This window comes from Pseudomonas sp. HLS-6 TE3448 (assembly GCF_053629555.1).
Genome location: NZ_JBRJIO010000001.1, coordinates 91,978 through 117,458 on the forward strand (window position 1 = coordinate 91,978; position 25,481 = coordinate 117,458).

General features: G+C 61.0%; 21 protein-coding genes and 2 tRNA genes. 8 read left to right on the forward strand and 15 right to left on the reverse strand.

The genetic code is table 11. The annotated features are described in order from the left end of the window. Positions 1-63 precede the first annotated feature (63 nt). Positions 64-744, forward strand: coding sequence for a DUF1266 domain-containing protein (locus AB7M23_RS00405; RefSeq protein ID WP_454240020.1), 681 nt, complete (start codon positions 64-66; stop codon positions 742-744). Continuing rightward, positions 741-3,407 (forward strand): DUF805 domain-containing protein, encoded by a 2,667-nt coding sequence (locus AB7M23_RS00410; protein ID WP_454240021.1) that lies wholly within the window; start codon positions 741-743, stop codon positions 3,405-3,407. Before AB7M23_RS00405 ends, AB7M23_RS00410 begins: the two co-directional genes overlap by 4 nt. A 4-nt stretch (positions 3,408-3,411) precedes the next feature. Here the strand turns inward: AB7M23_RS00410 and AB7M23_RS00415 are convergent, their stop codons facing one another. The 3 genes from AB7M23_RS00415 to AB7M23_RS00425 form a co-directional block, all read right to left on the reverse strand. Continuing rightward, on the reverse strand, positions 3,412-5,100 hold the full coding sequence (locus AB7M23_RS00415; protein ID WP_454242135.1) for an Hsp70 family protein: 1,689 nt from the start codon (positions 5,098-5,100) through the stop codon (positions 3,412-3,414). A gap of 105 nt (positions 5,101-5,205) precedes the next feature. Continuing rightward, a tRNA-Asp gene (locus AB7M23_RS00420) sits at positions 5,206-5,282 on the reverse strand. A gap of 15 nt (positions 5,283-5,297) precedes the next feature. Beyond that, positions 5,298-5,373, reverse strand: a tRNA-Val gene (locus AB7M23_RS00425). Between the two features lie 159 nt (positions 5,374-5,532). Here AB7M23_RS00425 and rdgC point away from each other — a divergent pair. Next, the gene (gene rdgC, locus AB7M23_RS00430) at positions 5,533-6,453 is read left to right on the forward strand and encodes a recombination-associated protein RdgC (RefSeq protein WP_102053282.1); all 921 of its coding nucleotides are present in this window, start codon (positions 5,533-5,535) and stop codon (positions 6,451-6,453) included. Between the two features lie 981 nt (positions 6,454-7,434). Continuing rightward, positions 7,435-7,752 (forward strand): quaternary ammonium compound efflux SMR transporter SugE, encoded by a 318-nt coding sequence (sugE, locus tag AB7M23_RS00435; RefSeq protein ID WP_065760536.1) that lies wholly within the window; start codon positions 7,435-7,437, stop codon positions 7,750-7,752. Between the two features lie 15 nt (positions 7,753-7,767). Here the strand turns inward: sugE and AB7M23_RS00440 are convergent, their stop codons facing one another. After that, on the reverse strand, positions 7,768-9,642 hold the full coding sequence (locus AB7M23_RS00440; protein WP_099775544.1) for an MFS transporter: 1,875 nt from the start codon (positions 9,640-9,642) through the stop codon (positions 7,768-7,770). 137 nt (positions 9,643-9,779) lie between these two features. After that, positions 9,780-10,922 (reverse strand): TDT family transporter, encoded by a 1,143-nt coding sequence (locus AB7M23_RS00445; protein ID WP_454240022.1) that lies wholly within the window; start codon positions 10,920-10,922, stop codon positions 9,780-9,782. 321 nt (positions 10,923-11,243) lie between these two features. Between AB7M23_RS00445 and AB7M23_RS00450 the strand changes: the two genes are divergently transcribed. Beyond that, the gene (locus AB7M23_RS00450; RefSeq protein WP_102053280.1) at positions 11,244-14,720 is read left to right on the forward strand and encodes a PAS domain-containing hybrid sensor histidine kinase/response regulator; all 3,477 of its coding nucleotides are present in this window, start codon (positions 11,244-11,246) and stop codon (positions 14,718-14,720) included. On the opposite strand, the gene rmuC is transcribed toward AB7M23_RS00450, so the two are convergent. Beyond that, the gene (gene rmuC, locus AB7M23_RS00455; protein WP_454242136.1) at positions 14,692-16,080 is read right to left on the reverse strand and encodes a DNA recombination protein RmuC; all 1,389 of its coding nucleotides are present in this window, start codon (positions 16,078-16,080) and stop codon (positions 14,692-14,694) included. The genes AB7M23_RS00450 and rmuC overlap by 29 nt on opposite strands. 171 nt (positions 16,081-16,251) lie before the next feature. Further along, entirely contained in the window at positions 16,252-16,680 is a 429-nt protein-coding gene (locus AB7M23_RS00460; RefSeq protein WP_065760531.1) for a tetratricopeptide repeat protein, read from the reverse strand. Positions 16,681-17,626: 946 nt separating this feature from the next. Here AB7M23_RS00460 and AB7M23_RS00465 point away from each other — a divergent pair. From AB7M23_RS00465 to AB7M23_RS00475, 3 genes are all read left to right on the forward strand, one after another. Further along, positions 17,627-17,851, forward strand: coding sequence for a hypothetical protein (locus AB7M23_RS00465; RefSeq protein ID WP_099776760.1), 225 nt, complete (start codon positions 17,627-17,629; stop codon positions 17,849-17,851). 268 nt (positions 17,852-18,119) lie between these two features. Then, complete coding sequence (locus tag AB7M23_RS00470) at positions 18,120-18,602, forward strand: hypothetical protein (protein ID WP_409279122.1); 483 nt, start codon at positions 18,120-18,122, stop codon at positions 18,600-18,602. 144 nt (positions 18,603-18,746) lie between these two features. After that, positions 18,747-20,006 (forward strand): OmpP1/FadL family transporter, encoded by a 1,260-nt coding sequence (locus AB7M23_RS00475; protein WP_454240023.1) that lies wholly within the window; start codon positions 18,747-18,749, stop codon positions 20,004-20,006. Positions 20,007-20,137: 131 nt separating this feature from the next. Here AB7M23_RS00475 and AB7M23_RS00480 read toward each other — a convergent pair whose 3' ends face one another. The 8 genes from AB7M23_RS00480 to cobU form a co-directional block, all read right to left on the reverse strand. After that, positions 20,138-20,689: a glutathione peroxidase gene (locus AB7M23_RS00480; protein ID WP_454242137.1), complete on the reverse strand. Its 552-nt coding sequence runs from the start codon at positions 20,687-20,689 to the stop codon at positions 20,138-20,140. Between the two features lie 42 nt (positions 20,690-20,731). After that, positions 20,732-20,854, reverse strand: coding sequence for a hypothetical protein (locus AB7M23_RS00485; protein ID WP_256587517.1), 123 nt, complete (start codon positions 20,852-20,854; stop codon positions 20,732-20,734). Continuing rightward, positions 20,851-22,059, reverse strand: coding sequence for an MFS transporter (locus AB7M23_RS00490; protein WP_454240024.1), 1,209 nt, complete (start codon positions 22,057-22,059; stop codon positions 20,851-20,853). The genes AB7M23_RS00485 and AB7M23_RS00490 overlap by 4 nt, the downstream gene beginning before the upstream one ends. A 62-nt stretch (positions 22,060-22,121) precedes the next feature. Continuing rightward, positions 22,122-22,526, reverse strand: coding sequence for a MarR family winged helix-turn-helix transcriptional regulator (locus AB7M23_RS00495; RefSeq protein WP_065760537.1), 405 nt, complete (start codon positions 22,524-22,526; stop codon positions 22,122-22,124). An 86-nt stretch (positions 22,527-22,612) separates the two neighbouring features. Beyond that, positions 22,613-23,341, reverse strand: coding sequence for an adenosylcobinamide-GDP ribazoletransferase (locus AB7M23_RS00500; protein WP_099775552.1), 729 nt, complete (start codon positions 23,339-23,341; stop codon positions 22,613-22,615). Then, positions 23,341-23,910, reverse strand: a complete 570-nt coding sequence (gene cobC / locus AB7M23_RS00505; protein WP_099775553.1) for an alpha-ribazole phosphatase — start codon at positions 23,908-23,910, stop codon at positions 23,341-23,343. The genes AB7M23_RS00500 and cobC overlap by 1 nt, the downstream gene beginning before the upstream one ends. After that, positions 23,907-24,962, reverse strand: coding sequence for a nicotinate-nucleotide--dimethylbenzimidazole phosphoribosyltransferase (gene cobT / locus AB7M23_RS00510; protein ID WP_102053275.1), 1,056 nt, complete (start codon positions 24,960-24,962; stop codon positions 23,907-23,909). The genes cobC and cobT overlap by 4 nt, the downstream gene beginning before the upstream one ends. Further along, positions 24,959-25,480 (reverse strand): bifunctional adenosylcobinamide kinase/adenosylcobinamide-phosphate guanylyltransferase, encoded by a 522-nt coding sequence (gene cobU / locus AB7M23_RS00515; RefSeq protein WP_065760523.1) that lies wholly within the window; start codon positions 25,478-25,480, stop codon positions 24,959-24,961. The genes cobT and cobU overlap by 4 nt, the downstream gene beginning before the upstream one ends. Between the last annotated feature and the right edge of the window lies 1 nt (position 25,481).

Sequence of the window (25,481 nt, forward strand, 5' to 3'; positions counted from 1 at the left end):
CTACAATTCGCGCCAATTAGTGCCGGCGCTCTCCACTCCCCCGCCGGCTCAGGAGCATTTTTCATGGAAGAAATAGAACAGCGCTGGCTGTACGCCCTTTCTGCCCCCATGGCAGCCCTCAACGGTTCCAGTTACACCGCCCCGGACTACATCGAGATGGACCTGCAGGACGGCTGGGGCATCAGCAATCGCGAGCAGTTGCTCGAGATGCTCTACATGGCCGACCGTGGCCATGCCAGCGGGATGCTCGAGGCTTACTGGAACTGGCAGCGCTGCCTGCCCAGTGAATGGTCGGCCCTGCTCGACAGCCTGGCGCCACGGCAACGCGCGCTGCATGAGTTTGCCAGTCGGACCTTCAGCGAATGCGGCCACGGAGGCATTCGTGCCTGGGACCTGGGGCGCATGGGTTTCCTGCTGCGCAACGGCCTGCGCAGCGGCTGGATCAACCTTGATGAAAGCCTCTGGCTACACAGCCGACTGGCCTTGAGGGCACGTCATTACTACAACAGCTGGAGCACCTACCTGGGCGGCTACATGACCGGCCGCATGTACTGGTGCTGCCTGGACAGCGCAGACGACGAGCTCGGCCACGCCCTGGACCGCGAAGGCTACGCCTACTGGAGCCGCTGCAGCGCTCGCGCCCTCGCTCAGGACGCCGCCGAACTGTTTGCCGAACTGCCTTGGGACCTGCCCCTGAACCTGCCACAAAAACCTGACTCGCTTGCGGAGTTCAACTGGTCATGAGCTGCTGGATATCCCTGGGCATCGAGCCTACCCGCGATCAGGACGCCATCCGCAGCGCCTACCGTACGCGCCTGCCAGAGCATCATCCGGAAACCGACCCACAAGGTTTTCAGGCCTTGCGTGAAGCCTACGAGGCCGCACTGAAGGAAGCCCGTAGCGTCGAAACCGCAGACGCCGACGATGAGCAAAGCCCGGCCCGCGAGCTGCTGGACGCATTCGACGAACTGTTCAGCGACGGCGCACGACGTTTCGACCCGGCCGCCTGGCGGAGCTATATCGAACGCTTCGACAGCGTCTCACTTGAGGTTGTCGAAGCGCTGCGCTGGAGCCTGCTGGAGCGGCTGATCGACAGCGGGCCGATCTCCAACAATTGCGCACGCCTGTTGGCCGAGCGGCTGGACTGGCAGGGCAACCTGCTGCGTATCGATAACGTCGAGCAGGTCGAAGCATTTATCGAACGCATCGCGCAGCCGGACCTCTTCGATACCGCAACGATCTCGTCCTGGCCACCACCGGCACAGATCGAAACCCTCTGGTACCTGAACACTCTGGAACACCTCTATCAGGAACGGCCTTTGGACGAGTTCCGCGACTTCGTCAACCAGCCTACCTGCCTGCCACTGCCGAACGACGACGCCTGGCTGCAGCGTCTGCTGGTACAACTCACCCAGGCCGATGTTGCAAGCAAGACCCTCTACGCACTGTGTGCGGAAAAACATCGGCACGCACCGGATGATGTCGACTGGCTGTACCTGCTGGCCCGTCAGTGCAGTGCCCTTGGCCTGGAAGAGCAAGCCCTGAGCGGCTGGGTGCGCTTGTGGCGCGAGCACCAGCATCCGCAGGCTGCACAGTGGCTGCTCGAACTGTGCGGCAAACACCAGCCACAGCGCCTGCCGCTGCTGATTCAAGCGTTCGACCGCCGCGAGCATTTCCGCGACTGGCCGAACAACCTGAGTGAGCCAGCCCAGGCCTGGGGCAGCCCGGCGCAGCGCCCGGAGACGTTGACCCGCTGGCTCAATGCGGGTCGCCAGAACCTCGGAGGCCTTGCCGGAGCTTATGTGAACTGGCGCCTGGACGGCGATGAACTGCCATTGCTGGCGTTACTGCTCGATGAGCCTGGCGATGCGGTGTTAACGAACCTGTATCGCCAGGCCTGGGCATTGCACCGTGGCGACACCGCCCTGCTGGAACGCCTGCTGGCCGAACCCGACAGCAACGATGTGCTCGATGCACTGGTGCTGGAAGGCCTCAAGTACCAGGCCGAACAACACCTGTACTGGCTGCAGCACGCCCCCATTCCACAGGCGTTGACAGCCTTTATCAACGCACCGGATGACAGCGTGCAACTGAACCCGCTGTTGGGTCAGGGCCTGGCACTGGACGTCACCCAACATTGGCTGCGCCGGCTCAAGGCCTTTACTGCAGCGCAATGGACGCGCCTGGACAGCGCCTTTGAACAGGAGCTCATTGCCTCGCTACCGTTTGGGGTAAAGATGCTCGCAGTCCTCAATCGCGAGGGCGTTGTATTGCCGCCCCAACCTGACGGTGAACAGCTGTGGGAATGGCACCGGCAAGCGCTGTTCTTCATTGCCCTGATGTCCGACCCGCTGCGCTGGCTGACACTGATTTCCCCTGCACTGCTTCACAGCATGCGTGCCGACACCGGGCATCCACTGTCGCGCGTACTGCCGCTGTTGCAGCGCGTGCATCAACAGGAAGGCCACTTCAATGGCTTGCTGGGCTGGCTGTCAGAAGAGGAGCCTGTGCAGAACGACGTCGCACTGAACCTGCTCACCGTGCCTCAGGCGTTGGGCAGTGCCAGGCTGCTGAGCAACACACGCCTGTACGACTGCGTCGTGAGCGATTACGACACCTTCAGCGATGATCTGCTGGGCTTGATGTTGCTCTGTGGCGTGCTCTATCAGGACCCGACCCTGGATGCCGAGCAGCACCGTGTACTGCTGAACAATATCGCCGGGATCGCCTGCTCCGATGCCTGGTTCGAGTCATTCCGGGATGGCTTGATCAAGGGCGAACCGGTACGCCCACCCCGGGAGATCCTCGAAGAGCAGCAAGGCATCGACAGCAGCGCCTTCTATCTCGGCGTCGATACCCTGCGCAGGCTGGTGCTGGTGGAGAACCGTACCGGCGTGCCGCGCACCAAGGTTCTGCGCCAACTGCAGCAGGCCAAGGATGATCCGCGCCATGGACCAGGCCTGCGCCTGGCCTTGGCGGCGCTGTTGTCCTGGAGCGAGCGCCTGATGCTGGCCAGATCGGGCAGCCAACCGGTATCAGAATGGCACATGCTGAGCCTGAACAGCCGCCTGGGGCGTGTTGCCTGCGCCCAACAGAGCCTGATGTGCCAGGGATTGGCTGTTTTTCTGAGCCTCGCCAGCGGCAACGCGCAGGTGGCGCTAGGGATCGTGGCCGTTACCGTGCTGGTGCAACTGAGCATCATCCTGCGGCGGCTGCATGACATCGGGTTTGGCGTAGCCATGCTGCTGATTGGCATGGCCCTGACCATCGTGCTGCCGTTCCTGCCGTTGGTGCTGCTGGTCTTGCCCGGCGACAGCCTGCCGAACCGTTACGGTGTACCACCCGGTGGCGAAAAGCATGCACTGGAAGGCGGCCTGCAAGCCGCCCTGCGGCGCCTGAACGCTTAGCGGCTCAGAGGCCCTGCTCGTCCAGCGCTGTATTCAGGCGCTGGCGAGTGCTGTTGATGTCCTGCGCATGCTGGTTACCCAGCACTGCAGTAAAGGCTTCAAGCCACTGACCGACCTGATCACGCTGCTCACCCAGGCATTGCATCCAGGCACGCTCCAGACGCGCCAGCAGTGCACGGTTGGGCAGCGCATCGCGCGGGTGAATCTTCAACGCCGCCAGGCGACCATGGCTGGCCGCCCGGGCCGCGTCGTCGAGCCCTGCGGGGCTGCGGTCGATCACATGACTGTGGCGCTCGCCGTCCTCCAGGGCAACATCCACTTCCAACAGGCCATTGATGTCGTAGCTGAAACGCACATCCATGGACTGAATCCGGCCGGCCTGCGGCAACTCGATATCGAATGCATCGATGAAGATGTTGTCGCTCACCCAGGGTCGCTCCCCCTGATAGACCTCGATGCGTACGGTTTTCTGTTCGGGATGAGTACTCTGAAAGCGCTCGACCCGCGAGGTTGGAATGACTGTATTACGCTCGATGATCGGCACAAATGCTTGGCGCCGGCTTTCACCGCGCATGGCTGCAACACCCAGTGTATAGGGGCACACATCGGTCAGGATCAGCTCTTCGATGGCCTGGTCACGTGCCCTGCACGCGGCCTGGCTGGCCGCCCCCAAGGCAACGATGGTGTCGGGGTCCAGGTGCCGGTAGGGCAAACGCCCAAACAAGGTGGCAACCATCTGCTGGACCACCGGCATACGCGTGGCGCCTCCCACCAGCACCAGGCTATCGAGGTCGCGCGGGTTCAGCCGGGCATCACGCAACGCCTGCTCCACCGGGGCGCGCAGGCGCGTCAGCAAAGGTTCCCAGATCTTTTGCGCACGCGCTTCATCCAACGACCACTCGCGCAGCTCACCGGCACAACGCCACTGCACGTGCTGCGGGCCTTCGCCGAGCTTGCGCTTGATCTGCTCCAGGGCGTCGTACAGCGAAGCCAGGGCTTGCGGCTCAACGCTGTCGGTCGCCAGTTGCAGGTCCTTGAGACAAGCCTGCAGCAGTGCATGGGTAAAATCCTCGCCACCCAGGTAGTTGTCGCCGGTGGAGGCATGCACCTCGATCAGCGGTAAGGCGTACTCCAGTACGGTCACATCGAAGGTGCCGCCACCCAGGTCGAAAATCAGCGTGCGCTCGAATTTCTGCTCATGCAGACCGTAGGCCATGGCGGCAGCGGTAGGCTCGTTGATCAGGCGCTGTACCTTGAGCCCGGCCAGCTCGGCAGCAAAACAGGTGCGTTTACGCTGTTCATCGCTGAAGTAAGCCGGCACCGAAATCACCGCCTCGCTTACCGGGCAACCCAGCCAGGCTTCCGCGTCCTGTTTGAGCGCACCGAGCACCAGTGCAGACAACTCTTCAGGGCTGAAGGTCTGGCCGGCAAGCTCCAGACGTTTTTCACTGCCCATAAAGCGTTTGAACGCTGCTGCGCTACGTTCCGGGTGCGTGGTCAGCCGTGAGCGAGCCGCCTGACCGACCAGAATACTGCCATCCTCATCGATGCTGACTGCGGACGGGGTAAGCCATTCGCCAAGGGCGTTGGGGATCAACTGCGCTCGCCCGTCCTGCCAGACGGCAATCAGGCTGTTGGTGGTACCCAGGTCGATACCCAGCAAGGGCGTACGGGGGGTGCTTGCATCCTGCATCATGGGACTCTTCCTGAGTAGCGGGAATGAGAAACAAAAAAAGCGACCCTAAGGTCGCTTTCTTTGTGGCTTCCGGGTGTTCAGTGGGCCCTGGAAGCTTGAATATGGCGCAGCGGACGGGACTCGAACCCGCGACCCCCGGCGTGACAGGCCGGTATTCTAACCGACTGAACTACCGCTGCGCTAACACTGAGAAGTGGTGGGTGATGACGGGATCGAACCGCCGACCCTCTGCTTGTAAGGCAGATGCTCTCCCGGCTGAGCTAATCACCCATCGTCTCGGTGTGGTGCGCATTCTACGGAGCACCTTAGAGTCTGGCAAGCACTTTTTTAAAAAAATTTTTCAAGCCTTCCAACGACTTAGCAGACTTGGCCTGAGACGGCTGCTCGGAGAATAATGCCCCCCTTATGTGTTAAGGAGAGATGCACCCCATGTGGTTCAAAAACCTGCTGATCTATCGCCTGACCCAGGACATCCCGTTTGACCCCGAGGCGCTGGAAACCGCTCTGGCCAGCAAGCCAGCGCGCCCTTGTGCCAGCCAGGAATTGACCACCTACGGATTCGTCGCGCCATTTGGCAAGGGTGAAGACGCTCCACTGGTGCATGTCAGTCAGGACTTCCTGCTGATCGCCGCACGTAAAGAAGAACGTATCCTGCCTGGCAGTGTCGTGCGCGATGCGGTTAAAGAGAAGATCGACGAGATCGAGGCCGAGCAAATGCGCAAGGTCTATAAAAAGGAACGTGATCAGATCAAGGATGAAATCATCCAGGCGTTCCTGCCACGTGCCTTTATCCGTCGCTCGGCAACCTTCGCCGCCATCGCCCCCAAGCAGGGCCTGATTCTGGTCAATGCCTCCAGCGCCAAGCGTGCCGAAGACCTGCTCTCCACCCTGCGTGAAGTGATGGGCTCGCTTCCCGTACGACCACTGAGCGTGAAGATCGCCCCAAGCGCGACCATGACCGAGTGGGTGAAAACCCAGCAAGCCGCCCCGGACTTCTATGTCCTGGACGAGTGCGAGCTGCGTGACACCCATGAAGACGGCGGCATCGTTCGCTGCAAACGTCAGGACCTGACCAGCGACGAGATCCAGATGCACCTGGGCACTGGCAAACAAGTCACCCAATTGTCGCTGGCCTGGCAGGACAAGCTGTCCTTCGTGCTCGACGACAAGATGGTGATCAAACGCCTGAAGTTCGAAGAACTGCTGCAGGATCAGGCCGAGGAAGACGGTGGTGATGAGGCCCTGGGCCAACTCGATGCCAGCTTCACCCTGATGATGCTCACTTTCGGTGAGTTCCTGCCGGCCCTGTTTGAAGCGCTGGGTGGCGAAGAGATCCCCCAGGGGATCTAAGCGCAACGTCTAGATCGCGAGCAAGCCAGTTCACCTGCATGAGAGCGGGTGGCTGGTGTTGCCCGTGATAGAGGCACCACGCACTCACTGGCACCTCACCGATTCCATCGCAGGCATGCCTGCTCATAACCGCGTGAGGCGAGTGCCACAAATCACAAACCTTTATCGCCGCTGATGCAAGCAGGCATATCCATTCGCGATGTCGGGCCTGATACCCCGTTCCGCCTTTACGGCGGGTCACTTTTGTCGGACAAAAGTAACCAAAACCCTCGTCCCAACATCCGGCCCTCCGCTGCGCTGCGGGTTCTCTCACTCCGGCAGTGCTCCCGCCGGGACCGCGCTGAAGGGCCTTCCTGGCCCTCAGCCCTTGCCAGGCATCCCTGCCTGGCACCCGACTACGCACTGCCTGCGTTCGACCTCCTGAAGGGACAATTTGGCGGCGCCCGCGAGGTCAGCGTATGGAAAAGCATCGGCGCCAAGGTTGGCGCCTTGATGGATAGCGTCGATTTCCTGCGTGGGCTTTGTTTGTCAGTGCGCGCAGTGGCAGGCGCTGCAGGGTGTCCCTTCAGGAGGCTGAGTGGAGCCGTCGCGTAGTGGGGTGCGAGGTAGGGATGCCTCGCAAGTGCTGATGGGCCATGGATGGCCCGTCGGCGCGTCCACACGGGAGCGATGGCGTAAGGAAGGAACCCGAAGCGCAGCGTAGGGCCGGATGTCGGGACAGGGCGTTTTGCCCACTTTTGTGCCCTTCAAAAGTGGGTCGCCGTAAAAGGCGAAACCAGCCGGTGGTGCCACTGCAGGGAATGGATATGTTCACGAAGCGAGTGCCAATAGCCACAAACATGCGTCGCCCCCTGAGGTACTCGCCGGCGTATTGCCCTACCCCTCGAGTTTGTGCACTCTATATGCCCACAGTGAGGACGACCTCACGACGCATCGCGTGATCAATCCGGGGACGGCCCCATCACCTGATGGAGACACTGCATGTCCTGGATCATTCTGTTTTGTGCCGGCCTGTTCGAAGTCGGCTGGGCTGTCGGCCTGAAGTACACCGACGGCTTTACCCGCCCATTGCCAACCCTGCTGACCATTGCAGCCATGCTGGTCAGCCTGGGTTTGCTTGGCCTGGCCATGAAGGAGCTGCCGCTCGGCACGGCCTATGCCATCTGGACCGGCGTCGGCGCAGTGGGCACGGTGATCGCCGGGGTTATCCTGTTCGGCGAATCCATGGCCCTGATGCGCCTGGCCAGCGTTGCCCTGATCGTCACCGGCCTGGTCGGGCTGAAGGTCAGCGCCAGCTGACCTGCCCTACCCGGGTCAGCGCACCGTGCCACGCAACGCGCTGACCCGCTCGCGCAATACGGCCGGCTCTGCCGCCTCAACCGGGACGGCGGTACCGGCCACCAGGGTCACCCGCGACCACAAGCGACGGAAGAAGCCCTTGGCCGGATCCCGGCTGAAGAAACTCCCCCACAAGCCCTGCAAGGCCATCGGGATCACCGGCACGGGTGTCTGCTCGATGATCAGGCGTACACCGCCTTTGAACTCATCGATTTCACCGTCCGAGGTCAGTTTGCCTTCCGGAAAGATGCACACCAACTCACCCTGCCGCAGGCACTCGGCTATTTTCTCGAAAGCCCGTTCATAAATGTGCGGGTCTTCCTTGCGCCCGGCAATCGGGATGGCCCCAGCGGTGCGGAAGATGAAGTTGAGCACCGGCAGGCGGTAGATCTTGTAATACATCACGAAACGGATCGGCCGCCGCACCGCACCACCGATCAACAATGCATCGACGAAGGACACGTGGTTGCACACCAGCAGGGCTGCACCATCATCGGGAATCAACTCAAGGTCGCGGTGTTCGACACGGTACATGGAGTGGCTGAGCAGCCAGATCATGAAACGCATGGTGAATTCGGGGACGATCTTGAAGATGTAGGTGTTGACCGCGATGTTCAGCAGCGAGACCACCAGGAACAGCTGTGGAATGCTCAGCTTGGCCACACTCAACAGCACAATGGTGACGATGGCCGAGACCACCATGAACAGTGCGTTGAGGATGTTGTTCGCAGCAATGACCCGGGCCCGCTCATTCTCGGCGGTACGCGACTGGATCAAGGCATACAGCGGCACGATGTAGAAGCCGCCGAACACGCCCAGCCCGAGGATCGACAGCATGATCCACCAGGCCTGACTCATACCCAGCAGGGTCAGCCAGTCGTGCGGCTGCGCCCCGGCCACGACATCGCCCGAATGCCACCACCAGAGCAGGCCAAACAGGGTCAGGCCAAAAGAGCCGAACGGCACCAGGCCGATCTCGACCTTGCGTCCGCTAAGCCGCTCACACAACAGCGAACCGAGCGCGATACCCACTGAGAACAGGGTCAATACCAAGGTGACCACGGTCTCGTCGCCGTGCAGCCAGTCTTTGGCGTAGGCAGGAATCTGGGTGAGGTAGATCGCCCCGACAAACCAGAACCAGGAGTTGCCGACGATCGAACGCGACACCGCCGGGGTCTGATTCAAGCCCAGGCGCAGGGTCGCCCAGGACTGGGTGAAGATGTTCCAGTCCAGTTTCATCTGCGGCGCAGCAGCAGCGGCACGCGGAATCCATTGACTGGACAGGTAACCGAGCGCAGCCACCGATACCACGGCGGTCGCAACCACAGGGGCATAGTGACCACTGGACATCATCACACCCGCGCCAATGGTGCCCGCCAGGATGGCGAGAAAGGTGCCCATCTCAACCAGGCCGTTACCCCCCACCAACTCTTCCTCATGCAGCGCCTGCGGCAAGATCGAGTACTTGACCGGGCCGAACAACGCCGAATGGGTGCCCATGGCAAACAACGCCAACAGCATCAGCGCCAGGTGATTGGTGAGAAAACCAATGGCACCGACCGCCATGATGCCGATCTCGGCCAGCTTGATCACACGGATCAATGCGTCCTTGGCGAACTTTTCGCCAAACTGCCCGGCCAGTGCAGAGAACAGAAAGAACGGCAGGATAAACAGCAGCGCACACAGGTTGACCCAGATCGACCGGTCACCCTCGATGCTGAGCTTGTAGAGAATGGCGAGAATCAACGACTGCTTGAAGATGTTGTCATTGAAGGCACCCAGCGACTGGGTAATGAAAAACGGCAGAAATCGCCGTTTGCCGAGCAATGTGAATTGCGAGGGGTGACTCATCGTCCGTGTACCTGCGTGGGGCTTTGTTATTGGAGGTCAGCTGTGCCGTAAAAGCCACAGTTGTAGCATAAACGCCCTTGCAGGAGCCGGTCTTGCCAGCAACCGAGCCACCTGCAAGACCAGCACCTACAGAGCACTCAGGCCCGAAGATCCGCAATACACGGCGACACGAACAGCTCACCACGCCAGGCGCCACGCAGCGTCCGGCTGGCCACCAGCAGCCAGAGGCCGATCAGCGCCAGCACCAACACACTGCCGATGACCTGAAAGAAGCCCAATTCAAGCCAGGCGGCGAGCTTCAGCGTTGCCAGGGCATACACCCCCAACGGAAAGGTAAAGCCCCACCAACCAAGGTTGAACGGCATGCCGTGGCGCATGTATCGCAGGGTAATCAGCACCGCTGTCAGCAACCACCACAAGCCGCAGCCCCACAGCACGATGCCGGCGATCAGGCCAATACCCCGGGCAATTTCGCCGAGCTCGCCCAGGCCGTTGGCGGCAAACACGGCAGGTGCATCGCTGCCCAGCAACAACATGCCCAAGGCGCCGGTACCAATCGGCCCCAAGGCCAGCCAGCTTGAAGCCGCCATGCTGGCATGGGGCAACTTGTGCAGGGCCATGCGTAACAAGAGGATGGTAAGGATGCTGAACGCCACCGGCAGCGAGACTGCCCACAACACATAGCTGACGATCAACACCTGGAACTGCTGATGAGGATCCGCCAGATGCGGCGCCAACAGGCCACCGCTGGCCGCCGCCACCTCGGCAGCCACCACCGGCAATAACCAGACGGCGGTCATCTGATCGATGCTGTGCTCCTGACGAGTAAACATCAGGTACGGAATGGCCACGCCGCAGAGCACGGCCAGTGCCACGTCGAACCACCACAGCGCCTCGACCCACGACAAGATTCCCTGCCCCCAGCGTTCAAGGCCGAACAGCAGGGCACCATTGAGAATCGTTGCCAGGCCCATCGGAATCGTCCCAAAGAACATGGAAACCGTAGAGTGGGCAAAGATCCTGCGTGCCTCATGGAAGTACAACAACCAACGCGCCGCATAGACGCCGCTGAATAGAATGAACAAAGCGATCGTCAGCAGCCACAAGGCCTCGGCCACACCACTCAGCGCTGGCATCGCCTGCTTGAGTGCCAAGGCAAGAACGCCGGTCCCCATGGTGACGGCGAACCAGTTGGGTGTGAACTGGCGAATCACTTCGCGGGGATGGGCCAGTTGATGGAACGGACGCAGCGACACTGCGCTGCTTGTCGGGCATGGCATGGTTTGCACTCCTGTCCTCTGGTGAGGTAGAGCCCATGGTAGAGGCGCCTTTAATATCTATAAAACGGGTATTTTCTCTAACTGTTATCTATTTTGCCGATACAACCTGATAATTCGTGGTGTGCTTCAGACCCCGGCATTGCGATGGCCTTCAATCGGCTGCTGATCACGGTGCAATGGATGACCCTCCGTGATGCCCCTGCGACGCTGCGCCACTGCTACCATGGTCGGCACTGACTAAGCACGAACGGCATGCCAGACTGATAGATCGAGGTATACCGTTAGGCTGGAGGTGTACTCCCCCTTTTCTTCGGAGTTGTCATGTCGCTGTCCAGTGGGCTGATCGCCTTGGTCGCCCTGGCCTATATGGCCATCATGTTCGCCATCGCTTTCTACGGCGACCGCCGCAGCAAGCCGCTGCCCCCGCGCCTGCGTGCCTGGGTGTACAGCCTTTCGCTGGCCGTGTACTGCAGCAGTTGGACATTCTTCGGTTCGGTCGGCCAGGCCGCCGAACAACTCTGGGCATTCCTGCCTATCTACCTCGGCCCGGTGCTGCTGATGCTGTTTGCACCCTGGGTGCTGCAGAAGATGGTGCTGATCAGCAAGCAGGAAAACATCACCTCGATTGCCGACTTCATCGCCGCCCGTTACGGCAAGTCGCAGGCACTGGCCGTGGTGGTCGCACTGATCTGCCTGGTGGGTGTGCTGCCGTACATCGCCTTGCAACTCAAAGGCATCGTATTGGGGGTCAACCTGCTGATAGGCGCAGGCGCCGACGCCACTGGCAGCCGAGTGCAGGACACCGCCCTGGTGGTCTCGCTGGTGCTGGCACTGTTCACCATCGTCTTCGGTACTCGCAGCCTGGATGTCACCGAACACCACCGTGGCATGGTGCTGGCCATTGCCTTTGAGTCGCTGGTCAAACTGCTGGCGTTTCTCGCCGTCGGCGCCTTCGTCACCTTCAACCTGTATGACGGCTTCGACGACCTGTTCAGCCAGGCACGATTGGCACCCCGCCTGGAAACCTACTGGCAGGAAACCATCAATTGGCCGTCGATGGTAGTCCAGACCGGTGTGGCAATGATGGCGATCATCTGCCTGCCGCGGCAGTTCCATGTCACCGTGGTGGAAAACATCGACCCTCAGGACCTGCGCCTGGCGCGCTGGGTGTTTCCGGCCTACCTGATCCTCGCCGCACTGTTCGTAGTCCCGATAGCCCTGGCCGGGCAGATGATGCTGCCCGACTCGGTCATCCCCGACTCGTTCGTGATCAGCCTGCCGCTGGCCGAAGCCCACCCGGCCCTGGCGTTGCTGGCATTTATCGGTGGCGCATCTGCGGCTACCGGCATGGTGATCGTCGCCAGCGTGGCGCTGTCGACCATGGTCTCCAACGACATGCTGCTGCCGTGGCTGCTACGGCGTAACAACGCCGAGCGCCCCTTTGAAGTATTCCGCCACTGGATGCTCTCGGTTCGCCGGGTATCGATCGTTGCGATCCTGCTGCTGGCCTATGTCAGTTACCGCCTGCTCGGTTCCACGGCAAGCCTGGCAACCATCGGCCAGATTGCTTTTGCCGCCATCACCCAACTGACCCCAGCCATGTTTGGTGCGCTGTACTGGAAACAGGCCAACCGCCGTGGTGTTTTTGCCGGTCTTGCAGCCGGTATTTTCATCTGGTTCTACACCTTGGTTCTGCCCATCGCCGCTCACAGCCTCGGCTGGTCGCTCAACCTGCTCCCAGGCTTGGCGTGGCTGCACAGCAACCCACTGAACCTGCCGATAACCCCGCTGACGCAGGGTGTGGTGTTGTCGCTGGCCGGTAACTTCACCCTGTTCGCATGGGTGTCGATCCTCTCCCGCACACGGGTATCAGAGCACTGGCAGGCAGGCCGCTTCATCGGCCAGGAAACCAACGCCCGCCCGAGCAACCGCTCGCTGCTGGCAGTACAGATCAACGACCTGCTGAACCTGGCAGCCCGGTTTGTCGGCGAAGAGCGTGCGCGCCAAAGTTTCATCCGCTTCGCCTACCGCCAGGGCAAGGGCTTCAACCCTAATCAGAACGCCGACGGTGACTGGATCGAGCATACCGAACGACTGCTCGCAGGCGTGCTCGGAACCTCTTCGACCCGGGCCGTGGTCAAGGCGGCCATCGAAGGCCGCGACATGCAACTCGAAGATGTCGTGCGTATCGCCGACGAGGCTTCCGAGGTGCTGCAGTTCAACCGGGCACTCTTGCAGGGCGCCATCGAAAACATCAGCCAGGGCATCAGTGTGGTCGACCAGTCACTGCGCCTGGTGGCCTGGAACCGCCGTTATCTGGAACTGTTCAATTACCCGGACGGCTTGATCAGTGTCGGCCGGCCAATTGCCGACATCATTCGCTACAACGCCGAACGCGGCCTGTGCGGCCCCGGCGAGGCTCAGGTCCATGTTGCCCGACGCCTGCACTGGATGCGCCAGGGCCGCGCCCACACGTCCGAGCGCTTGTTCCCCAATGGCCGGGTCATCGAACTGATCGGCAACCCGATGCCGGGTGGCGGGTTCGTCATGAGTTTTACCGACATCACGCCGTTCCGCGAAGCCGAACAAGCCCTGAAGGATGCCAACGAGGGCCTCGAGCAGCGGGTTGCTGCGCGAACCCACGAACTGTCGCAACTGAACCTGGCCCTGACCGAAGCGAAAAGCCACGCCGAAGCCGCCAACCAGTCCAAGACCCGTTTCCTCGCGGCGGTCAGCCACGACCTGATGCAGCCACTGAACGCCGCCCGGCTGTTCTCCGCCGCGCTCTCCCACCAAGGCGACGGGCTGTCCACCGAGGCACAGCAACTGGTTCAGCATCTGGACAGTTCGCTGCGCTCCGCCGAAGAATTGATCAGCGACTTGCTGGACATCTCCCGCCTGGAAAACGGCAAGATCACCCCCGACGCCAAGCCGTTCGCCCTGAACGAGTTGTTCGATACCCTGGGCGCCGAGTTCAAGGTACTGGCCCGGGAACAGGGCCTGGACTTCCGCGTGCGCAGTAGTCGTTTACGGGTGCAAAGCGACATGAAACTGCTGCGGCGGATTCTGCAGAATTTCCTGACCAACGCCTTCCGCTACGGCAAGAGCCCGATCCTGCTTGGCGTAAGGCGTAGCCAGGACAACCTGTGGCTGGAAGTCTGGGACCGCGGCCCGGGCATCGCCAACGACAAGCTGCAGGTGATTTTCGAGGAATTCAAACGCCTGGACAGCCACCAGACCCGCGCAGAAAAAGGCCTCGGCCTGGGCTTGGCGATCGCTGACGGTCTCTGCCGCGTATTAGGCCATCCGCTGCAAGTGCACTCATGGCCCGGCAAAGGCAGCGTATTTCGGGTCTGCGTACCACTGGCCACGACGCCAGTCGCACCACCCGCGCCTGTTGCCGAACAAGCCGGACAACCCCTGGCGGGGATGCAGGTGCTGTGTGTCGACAACGAGGACAGCATCCTTATCGGCATGAACAGCCTGCTCAGCCGCTGGGGTTGCCAGGTCTGGACTGCGCGCAACCGCGACGAATGCGAGGCACTGCTGGCCAAAGGGCTGCGCCCGCACTTGGCACTGGTGGACTACCACCTGGATGATGGCGAAACCGGTACCGAACTGATGGCCTGGTTACGTACACGCCTCGGCGAACCGGTACCGGGCGTGGTGATCAGTGCCGACGGTCGGAGCGAAATGGTTGCCCAAGTGCATGCCGCCGGCCTCGACTACCTGGCCAAGCCGGTCAAGCCGGCAGCGTTGCGCGCCTTGCTCAATCGGCATCTGAGCCTGGTCCAGTAAGCACCTCGGCAGCCAGGCCATCGTTGTCGCTCAGTGCCCGCTCAAGCAGGTCGGCGGGCAGGCTCTTGCTGGCCCGGGCACCGAGCAGCTTGAGCTGCTCGCTGCGACTGATCAGGTTGCCGCGCCCCTCGCACAGTTTGTTGCGCGCCGCCGCATACGCCTTGTCGACCTGCTGCAGACGACTACCGAGCTCATCCAGGTCCTGGATGAACAACACAAACTTGTCGTAGAGCCAGCCTGCACGCTCGGCAATTTCCCGTGCGTTCTGGCTTTGCCGCTCCTGCTTCCAGAGGCTGTCGATTACGCGCAAGGTCGCCAGCAGGGTGGTCGGGCTGACGATCACGATCTGCCGATCAAAGGCTTCCTGGAACAAATTGGGCTCAGCCTGCAGCGCCGCCGAAAACGCCGCTTCAATAGGCACGAACAACAGCACAAAATCGAGACTGTGCAACCCCTCAAGGCGGTTGTAGTCCTTACCGGATAACCCTTTGACGTGGTTGCGCAAAGACAGCACATGCTGCTTGAGCGCCGCTTGAGCGATCTCGTTGTCAGCCGCTGCCACATATTGCTGGTAGGCCGTGAGGCTGACCTTGGAGTCGACGACCACCTGCTTGTCGCCCGGCAACATGATCAACACATCGGGCTGGAAACGCTCGCCGTCAGCACTCTTGAGGCTGACCTGGGTCTGGTACTCACGCCCTTTTTCCAACCCTGCGTGCTCAAGTACCCGCTCAAGAATCAACTCGCCCCAGTTACCCTGGGTTTTCTGCCCTTTGAGCGCCTGCGTCAGGTTGGTAGCTTCGTCACTCAGGCGCTGGTTCAACTGCTGCAAACGCTCCAGCTCTTTTGCCAGGGAAAAACGTTCGCGGGCTTCCTGTTGGTAGCTGTCTTCAACACGCTTCTCAAACGCCTGGATTCTCTCCTTGAGCGGGTCGAGCAGTTGCCCCAGGTGCTGCTGGCTGGTCTGTGCGAAACGCTGCTCACGCTCGTCGAAGATCTTCGTGGCCATCTCGGCAAACTGGGCACGCAGTTCATCACGCGAGCCCTGCAAGTCCTGCAGGCGCTGCTGATGGCTGTCCTGCTGCTCACGCAGCTCGGCAGCCAGCGCGGCACAGTGGGCATCCAGCCGGCGTAGCTCAGCCTCCTTGGCGGCGCGCTCAAGTTGCCAGGCATGAGCGGCATCGCTGGCGTTGTCACGTTCGATCTGCAGCAGTTCGAGCTCTCGCGCCTGTGCGGCCAGAGTCGCCTGCTTGGCGGCATTGGCCTGCCCCAGGTCACTGACCTCATCACGGCAGGCATCCAACTGCGCAACCAAGCCCTCTTGGGCCAACTGAGCATTGCCCAGCCGCTCCTCAAGCAGCGCACTTTCAGCCTGACGAGCAGCCAAACGACGCTGCAACTGCAGGACCAGGCCCAAACAGGGCAGCGCAGCCGCCAATACGCCCAGCAAAATACTGGTCAGATCCACCGCCATAGCCATCTCCCAAGGAAAAACTGCCCCAGCTTAACAGCCCCGGACAGCGCGCTGTATCTAGCGCTCGAGCAATTGCTTGAGCAGGCGTGCGGCCTCCTGCGAGCCCTGGCCTGCAGCCTGCTCCAGCCAGTGACGGGCCTGCTCAGGCGCGTTGAACTGAGGCTGGGCGCAGAGTCGGCCATATTCCAACTGAGCACGGCGATCACCGGCACGGGCGGCCTGGCGCAAAAGTTCATGACCGATTCGTCGGTCGCGGGCATTACCACAATCGCGGCAGAGCATTTGCCCCAAGCGACTTTGAGCAACCACTACGCCCTGGCGAGCGGGCTGTTTGAGCAGACGACCCGCAATGTGCTTGATGTTGCGGTTATCACCCAGGCGCGGGCTGTCGAGCAACCACAGGGCAACCTTCAGCGACAGGCGCCGTGGTTCGGGAAGCGGCATTTGGACAAGGCTGGACGCGGGGACTTTACTGCGAAACTTCATAAAAACGATGGAGGTAACCCGAGAGGCGCGCCACTCTACTCCTTTTATTCAGCAATGGCTCAACCGGACTCGACAGTTTTTTTTCGTCCGTTCGGCACATTTTTTCTTGACGCTTTCACAGAGACATTTCACACAAACCACCACCACCCCGGATTGTCGGACAGCAGGCAAAAAGCTGGAACGCCCGTCCTAGAGCAAGCGCTCGGGACAATCCACAGAAGCTGTGGATAACTCGGTGGACAACCCCCCTTCACACCCCGCAAAGCCCCATAGAATGTGGGCTTCAGTCAAACTGTCGATTTTTTCACCAGCTAAAAAAAGTGTTTTTTTTCATTGACTTGTCCCTGAGAGCGAGTCATTGGCCGGCCACCGAACACCTGTTGCATCGCTGCGACAGTGCGTGCTCCATGTGTGTACAACCGCCCTAAAGAAAGGCGACCCCCTGCACGGATTTGGCACAACGCCTGGCACAGAGGCTTCACAGGAGGCCCAAAAGCAGAGATACTGGCCGGCTCGCCAGAAACAAACCAATAGCGCTTGCCAAACCGAAGCCGGCACGGTAGTCTTGCCACCGTTAGTACCAAGCTGAAATTCAATTCTGGCCAAAGCGGTCCTTGCAGGCGATGCTCATCTCAAACGATAGCGCGCGCTGCTGAAACCAGGACCGGCCACCTGATGGTTCGCACACAAGTCTCTTTGTTCGCATGAACCAACCTGCAGATTGAGCAGTATTTCTCTCACCCAGCGTCCAAGAACCTTGACTCTGGCGTGTTGCCTGCCCTCTAAGTACCTACCAGTCAGCCCAAGCGCCACATGATAATGCGCTCCAAACTGGCTGCCCTGTTCCAGTCAGGTTCTTCGCACCGGCCTAAAGCCAGGCGTTACTGGAACGTTTAAAGCGTACACGGCTCCGTTGCCGTGTCTTTTGCAGGAACTTCCAATAATGATGAAACATAGCACCCATACTCAGGCTGCGATTCGCACCCTAAGCCAGGCATTTGCCCCCCTGAACTGCTTGATCCTTGCTTCACGCAAGGGCAGCTTCAGCTTCACCCTGGTCAATGAACACGGTATCGCTCAACACACCGAGCGACTGTACCCGGACCAGTACACCGGCGCCAAACCGCTGCAAGCGGTCATCGACCGCGCACGCCAGTCGCTGGTTGCGTAACCCGACGTTACGCAATACCCCCAAGCCCCGCCCTTGCAGCGGGGCTTTTTTTTGCCCGCAGCGCGCGCACCAACGATCACCGACTAAGCACCCAAGTGCATATGCGTTATAACCACGCGCTAGAAATGATTTAAAAACAGCCCTTTACACCACGAATATGACACTACACTTCAACTCAAGCGGTACAGACCGCTTCCGGCGGGCCTGACCGATTCACCAGCTGCCAAGCACCAGCGCCCCGCCGGCCACTTTCAAGTGCGAGGGCATTATGGGTATCGCCGCGAGCGAGTTAAGCCAGCACGTGATCCGCCCCACGCTGCTCTATCTGAATCGCCACTGCGCCAGCGCAGAGGCACTGCTACTGGGCATAGCGGCCAGCCAATCCAGGCTTGGCGACGCCCTTCACGATCGTCGCGGCCACGGCCTGTATCGAATTTCCGAGCCGCGCCACCAATCGCTCTGGGACCGCTTCCTCGCCCGCGACCCCGAACTGGCCAGCCTGATCCGCGGCCTTGCCAGCCAGCATGCATTCCTCGCCGGACCTCACCTGGAACTGACAGTCAACTTACGCTATGCCACTGCTATCGCCTGGATGTTGATCGAAGAACAAAGCCCACAATTGCCAGACGCCGATGACCTGCTGGGCCTGGCACGCATCTGGCGCCAGATCTTCCAGCCCCAGGGCCGCCTGCGCGACTTCACCCAGGCATGGCACCTGTGCATCGACCCGGTACACCTTCAAGCCTGCTGAGAACCCCTTGCCATCGAAACGCAAAAAAAAGGAATTTTGGTCAGATTGTCCTACAAAAGCGCGCTATCTCCCGGGATATGCCCTATAGCGCGACGGACAAAATGTTGGTAGTTTGCGAGCCGGTGATCCCAAGGAGTTCTAATAATGAAAAAAGCAATACTCAAAACGTCGCTAGGTCTCGCTGTCACGCTCGCGTCCACTCAACTGCTCGCCAGCGGCTTTGCTCTTAACGAACAAAGCATCAGCAGCATGGGAACCGGCTTTGCGGGTCGCTCTTCTTCTGCCGATGATGCCAGCACCGTATTCGGTAACCCTGCCGGCATGTCGCGCCTAAAGCGCGAACAAGTGACCGTTGGCGGCGCCGCTGTCATCGCCAAGTCCGATATCGAGGGCCGCAGCAACCTGGGCGGTACCAGCGACGGCGATATGGTGCCGGTGGTTGGCGTACCCATGGGGTACTACGTCAAGCCAATCGACGAACACTGGAGTGTCGGCTTCGGCGTCTACGTACCGTTCGGCCTGGTAACTGACTACGAAAGCACTGCTGCCAGCCGCTACTACGGCAAGAAAAGCTACGTGGAAGTCATCACCTTCCAGCCAACCGTCAGCTATGCGTTCAACGACAAGGTTTCTATCGGTTTCGGCCCGACGATCAACAAGATCAAAGGCGAGCTGAGCTCCAACACTGTCAACCCGTTCACGCCGGGCAGCAACGATGGTGAAGTCAAGGTCAAAGGCGACGACACCGCCGTCGGCTACAACATCGGTGTCCTGGTTCAGGCTACCGACAACACGCGCCTCGGCCTGACCTACCACTCGATGGTCGATTACAAGCTTGAAGGCGACACCAAGATCAACAATGCCTTGATTGGCCCTTTCAGCGGCAACAAATACGACGCCGAACTGAAGATCAAGACACCAGAATCACTCGACTTCTCGCTCACCCACGAGTTGAACGATCAGTGGACCCTCTACGCCGGTAGCACCTGGACCCGCTGGAGCCGCCTTGAGTCCATCATCATCAACAGCGATGTTCCTGCGCCGCTGACCGCTCGCTTCGGAACCATCACCGAAGAGCAGAACTGGCACGACACCTGGGCACACGCCATTGGTGCTGCGTACAAGCTGAACAAGGAGTGGACACTGCGAACCGGCTTTACCGTCGACCAGTCGCCGACCAACAACACCGACCGCTCGCCGCGCATCCCGACCGGCGACCGTAAAGTCTTCAGCCTGGGCGCCGGCTGGAGCCCGAACGACGACATGACCATCGACGTGGCTTACTCCTACCTGTGGGAAGAAGACGTCAGTATCAACTTGAGTAGCCCAACCAAAGGCACCTACAACGCCAAGTACGAGAACAGCGCACACGGTGTGGGTGCATCGCTCACCTACCGCTTCTGATCTCATGCACGCGGCAGGTTACTGCCGCCCGTGCAATACAAACGCCCCGACGAACTAGGGGCGTTTGTGTTTCCAGGCCTGCCCTGCCGGCACCCGGTAGTCTTCCATCGGCTCGGTCTGCCCATAGGCCCTCAGGGCTGTGAAGCAATGGCCTTGTCGATGGCCGCCTTGAATTGCGGGTCATCCGGCTTGGTCAGGCTGGAGAAACTGGCGACGACCTTACCTTGACGGTCCACAACATATTTATAGAAGTTCCACTTCGGCGCACTGCTCTGGCGTGCCAGCTCTTGGAACAGGTGCGTAGCATCGTCGCCACGTACGGCCTGCGGTTCGGTCATGGTGAAGGTCACGCCGTAGTTGGCATAACAGACTTTTGCCGTCTCGACACTGCTGGCAGCTTCCTGCTTGAAGTCATTGGACGGCACCCCGAGCATTTCCAGGCCTTGCTCATGATAGGCCTGGTAAACCGCCTCAAGGCCTTCAAACTGTGGCGCAAAGCCGCAATAGCTGGCGGTATTGACCACCACCAGCGGCTTGCCGGCAAACTGTTCACACAGGTTGATCTGCTCCTTGGCGCGCAACTTGGGCAGCTCACCTTGCAACAATTCAGGGCATTGGCCGGCAACAGCCGCTGCCCCGGAAACAAGCGTTAACAACGGAATCCACAACCAGCGTGTACGCATCATGCCTCTCCTGTGAATGCAGTCCGAGGGTTCAGAATACGCCTAGCAAGCGCCCATGCCCAATTGCATCAACGCCAACCCGCCCTGATGCCAGCCCCACCAGGCAAGCCCAAGCACCAACAAGCCGCCTGCCAGCGCAAGCCAGCGCAACGCCTGGGGGCTCACGCCGCCCCCACTTGCGCTTGCAGCCGCGCAACCGGACGTTCGCGCACAGGCCAGTTGAGCGCCGCAGCCAATAGGCTGAGGAGGATCGAGATCTGCCAGACCAGGTCATAGTTACCCGTACGGTCATACACCACACCGCCCAGCCAGCCGCCCAGAAACGCACCCAACTGGTGGAACAGGAAGACAATCCCACCCAACATCGACAGGTTACGCACACCGAACAAGGTGGCGACGGTGCCATTGGTCAAGGGCACCGTGGACAGCCAGAGCAAGCCCATGGCGATACCAAACAAATAGGCACTGACGGCCGATACCGGCACCCAGATGAACAGCACAATCACGACGGCACGCAACAGGTAGAGTGCCGTCAACAGGCGCGGCTTGGACATCCGGCCACCAAGCCAGCCGGCCGTGTAGGTACCGAAAATATTGAACAGGCCAACCAGCGCCAGCACCGTGGTGCCGATAGTAGCAGGCAGGTGCTGGTCAACCAGGTACGCCGGCAAGTGCACCCCGATAAACACCACCTGAAAACCGCAGACAAAAAAGCCCAGCGCCAACAGCCAGAACCCTGAGTGCGAACAGGCCTCGCGCAAGGCTTCGCCCAAGGTCTGCTCATCTGCGTGGCTCGGCAATGGACGGTCGCGCAGCATGCCCACCAGTGGCACGATCAATGCGACCAGCAGCCCCAGTACCAGCAGTGCCGCTGACCAACCGAGCCAGCCAATCAGGCTCAGCGTTCCTGGCAGCATCGCAAACTGGCCAAACGAGCCAGCAGCACTGGCAATACCCATGGCCACACTGCGCTTCTCTGCGGGTACCGCACGGCCCACGACCCCAAGGATCACTGAGAACGAGGTGCCTGACAGGCCAATGCCAATCAACAGACCAGCGCTGAGTGATAACGACAGGGGCGAATCGGCCATGCCCATCATGAGCAGGCCGACGGCATACAGAACCCCGCCGCTAATCACTACCCGGGCGGCGCCCAGGCGGTCAGCCAGGGCGCCGGCAAAGGGCTGCGCCAGGCCCCAGATGAGGTTTTGCAGGGCGATGGCAAAGGCAAACACCTCGCGCCCCCAACCGAACTCGGCGCTCATTGGCGCCAGAAACAGGCCAAAACCGTGTCGCACACCAAGCGATAACGCCAAAATCAGGGCTGCGCCCAAAAGTATCCAGCCGCTCGTTCGCCATACCGTGGTCATTATTATTGTCTCCTGACTGCCGCAAGGTTACGCGGGTATATACCCGCGTTTAGGGTCATGTTTCACGCCAACTGCTTCAGCAAGCGCACCAGTTCGTCGCGTTGCGCTTCGCCCAACGCCGCCAGCATCTTCAACTGCGCCTGCTCCCAGGCAGGCTCAGCAGCCGACAGCCGCGCCTTGCCCTGCTCGGTGAGCAGTACCAGGCGATTACGCAAGTCATCACCCTCAGCCAGCGCCACCAGGCCATCGGCCTCCAGCACCCGCAGGTTGCGCCCCAAGGTGCTGCGGTCCAGGCCCATGGCTTCGGCCAGGCTGGAGATGCTCGGACGGTCGAGGCGCTGCAAGTGCCGCAACAAGGAAAATTGGGCAACATTGATGCCGAAGCCTTCAAGGGCTTCGTCATAACGGCGGCTCACCCCTCGGGCAGCGCGACGCAAGTGGGTACAGAGGCATTGGCTGGTCAACATGGTACGTGTATATACCCGCATCGGCTTCAACACAAGCATTAACGCAGAACATCGCGCGATCACAGGCCAACGGCAGGCGGCAATCGCTACAACGCCAAGCCGACCAGTACCGCCAACTCAAGCAGCTCCAGCAAGGCGCCAGCCGTGTCACCCGTGGTGCCGCCCAATCGGCGAACCATCAGGCTGCGCAGCCAAAAGAACACAACACATGCCAGCAACAGTGCCTGCACACCCTGCCAGCCAGCGAGCAGCACACAGGCCACGCCACTGAGCACCAAGACGATGTACCCGCTGCGCCGCGGCAGATGCTCGGCCAAGGCCTGGCCCAGCCCGCCAGCACGTACATAAGGCGTACAGAGGAACAACCCAAGCATGGCCGCACGCCCGATCAGAGGCGCCAGCAGCAACGCCATGCTCTGCCCGGCCTGAACCAGCGCCAGCAACGCCGTGAACTTCAACAACAACACCAGAACCAGGGTAACCACGGCAATTGGCCCGCTGCGCGGGTCTTTCATGATCGTCAGGGTTCGTTCACGATCACCAAAGCCACCCAGCCAGGCGTCAGCACTGTCAGCCAACCCGTCCAGGTGCAACGCGCCACTGAGCAACACCCAGAGCGTCAGCAGCAGCGCAGCATGCAGCAGCAACGGGCTTGCGGCCAGCAGGCTGTCAAAGGCCCACAGCAGCACGCCGAACAATAGCCCCACCACGGGGTAGAACAGCAATGAACGCCCCATTTGCTCGGCAGCCGGCATGCCCGGCAGACGCACCGGCAGGCTGCTGAGGAACTGCAAGGCAATCCAGAAGGGCAACATCAGCGGGCCTCTTGCCATTGTCCATCGGCATCCAGCACCAGTCGCACCAGCGCCCCGTGCCCGACCTCGACCTGCAACAACTGCTCACGTGGTAACCCTCTGGCACGCGCCAGCAACAGCCGCATCACCCCACCGTGGGTGACCAGCAACAGGTGCTCGCCCAGATATCGCTGCTGCAAGCGCGCCAAGGCACGCAGCACTCGGGCCTCAAACCCTGCAACCGGCTCGCCACCGGGTGGGGTAAACGCATAGGGATCAGCCCAGAACTGACCCAGTTCCTGCGCATGGGTTTCCATCAACGCAGCCGCGCTGCGCCCCTCCCACTCACCAAAGTGCAGCTCCTGCAACTCTGGCTCCAGCTCACATGGCACGCCCAGTTGCCCGGACAGGGCCTCGGCAAAGCGTGCACAACGCTGCAGTGGCGAACTGATCAGCCGTTGCCACGGTGCGCGGCTGGCGGTCGCCGCGCGCATCTGTGCCCATCCCTGATCTGTCAGGGCGTCATCAAGGCTGCCACGCAAGCCGCCCCCCTGTTCGGTTTCGCCATGACGCAGCAGGTCAATGATCATGCCGGACGATCCGCAACGGCGGCCTCGGCAAAGGTCGCCATCTGCCCATGCAGCTCACAGGCAAGACGCAGCAGCGGCACCGCCAACGCAGCACCACTGCCCTCTCCCAACCGCAAACCGAGCTCCAGCACCGGTTCGGCATCCAGCTGCGCCAATACCAGGCGATGACCTGGCTCGGCACCACGGTGCCCGAACAGCAGCCAGCAGTGTGCCTGCGGGTTCAGACGAACCGCCAGCAATGCGGCGACTGTGCAGATGAATCCATCGACCAGCACGGCGATACCTTCCTGAGCGCAGGCCAGGTAAGCACCCACCAACGCGGCGATCTCAAAACCGCCGAAGCAAAGCAGAACCTGCAGAGGATCATCACCGGAAACGGCATGCTGTTTCAGGGCCCGCTCAATCACTTCGGCCTTGTGCCGCACACCTGCCGCATCCAGACCAGTTCCTGGGCCGCTGAGGTCGCTGGCCGCACACCCGAGCAACGCACATGCCAGGGCACTCGCGGCGGTGGTGTTGCCAATGCCCATTTCACCGCCAATAAACAACTGCGCGCCGTTCGCAGCGGCCCGCAAAACGCTTTCGCGCCCAGCCTGCAAGGCCAGCAAGCCCTGCTCAAGCGTCATCGCCGGCGCCTTGGCGAAGTTGGCTGTCCCCGCGCCAATACGCACATGTCGCACGCCCGGCAAGTCGTCTTGCAGGGTGGCTGTACCGAGGTCGACCACCTCCAGACGCGCGTCCAGCTGGCGCGCCAGAACGCTGATCGCCGCACCACCGCTGACGAAGTTCTGCAACATTTGGGCAGTGACGGCCTGCGGATACGCAGAGATGCCTTCCGCGACAACGCCATGATCCCCCGCGAAGATCGTGATCCAGACCTGTGCCAAGTCAGGCTTGAGCCGCCCTTGCAGGCTGGCCAACTGCACCGCAAATGCCTCCAGACGGCCCAGCGAGCCCGCCGGTTTGGTCAATTGTTGCTGTCGCTCCAGTGCTTGCTGGTGGATCGCTTCATCCGGTGCCTGGCAGGGGTTCTGCCACCAGTTCTGACTCATAGTGCAGGTCCTTTCAAAACAAGGGGCAAGCCGGCAACAGTCAGCACCACACGCTGACAGCGCTCGGCAATGGCTTGATGCAGCCAGCCGGCTTCATCGACATAACGGCGGGTCAGTTCGCCCATGGGCACAACCCCCAGGCCAGTCTCATTGCTCACCAGAATGATCTCGCCCGGCAGGTTGGGCAGACAGTCAAGCAACGCGTTGCGCTCATCGTTCAAGCGCTGCGTGTCTTCAAGCATGAGCAGGTTGGTCAGCCAGAGGGTCAGGCAGTCCACCAACAGGCAACGCCCGGGCGCTGCGTTGTCGATCAAGGTTCGGGCCAGTGCCAGAGGCTCTTCAATCAGCCCCCATTCAGCAGGCCGACGCTCGCGGTGCAGTTGCACCCGAGCATTCATTTCGCCATCCAGCGGCTCGCTGGTGGCAATGTAGGTCACCGGCAAGGCGCTGTGCTGCGCCCGTTGTTCAGCCAGGCGGCTCTTGCCAGAGCGGGCACCACCGAGGATCAGGTTGAGCATG

What these genes read in the sequence shown, in the direction of transcription:
- AB7M23_RS00405 (WP_454240020.1), top strand. Translation starts at nt 64, where the DNA reads ATGGAAGAAATAGAACAGCGCTGGCTGTACGCCCTTTCTGCCCCCATG.
- AB7M23_RS00410 (WP_454240021.1), top strand. Translation starts at nt 741, where the DNA reads ATGAGCTGCTGGATATCCCTGGGCATCGAGCCTACCCGCGATCAGGAC.
- AB7M23_RS00415 (WP_454242135.1), bottom strand. Translation starts at nt 5,100, where the DNA reads ATGCAGGATGCAAGCACCCCCCGTACGCCCTTGCTGGGTATCGACCTG.
- rdgC (WP_102053282.1), top strand. Translation starts at nt 5,533, where the DNA reads ATGTGGTTCAAAAACCTGCTGATCTATCGCCTGACCCAGGACATCCCG.
- sugE (WP_065760536.1), top strand. Translation starts at nt 7,435, where the DNA reads ATGTCCTGGATCATTCTGTTTTGTGCCGGCCTGTTCGAAGTCGGCTGG.
- AB7M23_RS00440 (WP_099775544.1), bottom strand. Translation starts at nt 9,642, where the DNA reads ATGAGTCACCCCTCGCAATTCACATTGCTCGGCAAACGGCGATTTCTG.
- AB7M23_RS00445 (WP_454240022.1), bottom strand. Translation starts at nt 10,922, where the DNA reads ATGCCATGCCCGACAAGCAGCGCAGTGTCGCTGCGTCCGTTCCATCAA.
- AB7M23_RS00450 (WP_102053280.1), top strand. Translation starts at nt 11,244, where the DNA reads ATGTCGCTGTCCAGTGGGCTGATCGCCTTGGTCGCCCTGGCCTATATG.
- AB7M23_RS00460 (WP_065760531.1), bottom strand. Translation starts at nt 16,680, where the DNA reads ATGAAGTTTCGCAGTAAAGTCCCCGCGTCCAGCCTTGTCCAAATGCCG.
- AB7M23_RS00465 (WP_099776760.1), top strand. Translation starts at nt 17,627, where the DNA reads ATGAAACATAGCACCCATACTCAGGCTGCGATTCGCACCCTAAGCCAG.
- AB7M23_RS00470 (WP_409279122.1), top strand. Translation starts at nt 18,120, where the DNA reads ATGGGTATCGCCGCGAGCGAGTTAAGCCAGCACGTGATCCGCCCCACG.
- AB7M23_RS00475 (WP_454240023.1), top strand. Translation starts at nt 18,747, where the DNA reads ATGAAAAAAGCAATACTCAAAACGTCGCTAGGTCTCGCTGTCACGCTC.
- AB7M23_RS00480 (WP_454242137.1), bottom strand. Translation starts at nt 20,689, where the DNA reads ATGCGTACACGCTGGTTGTGGATTCCGTTGTTAACGCTTGTTTCCGGG.
- AB7M23_RS00490 (WP_454240024.1), bottom strand. Translation starts at nt 22,059, where the DNA reads ATGACCACGGTATGGCGAACGAGCGGCTGGATACTTTTGGGCGCAGCC.
- AB7M23_RS00495 (WP_065760537.1), bottom strand. Translation starts at nt 22,526, where the DNA reads ATGTTGACCAGCCAATGCCTCTGTACCCACTTGCGTCGCGCTGCCCGA.
- AB7M23_RS00500 (WP_099775552.1), bottom strand. Translation starts at nt 23,341, where the DNA reads ATGTTGCCCTTCTGGATTGCCTTGCAGTTCCTCAGCAGCCTGCCGGTG.
- cobC (WP_099775553.1), bottom strand. Translation starts at nt 23,910, where the DNA reads ATGATCATTGACCTGCTGCGTCATGGCGAAACCGAACAGGGGGGCGGC.
- cobT (WP_102053275.1), bottom strand. Translation starts at nt 24,962, where the DNA reads ATGAGTCAGAACTGGTGGCAGAACCCCTGCCAGGCACCGGATGAAGCG.
- cobU (WP_065760523.1), bottom strand. Translation starts at nt 25,480, where the DNA reads ATGCTCAACCTGATCCTCGGTGGTGCCCGCTCTGGCAAGAGCCGCCTG.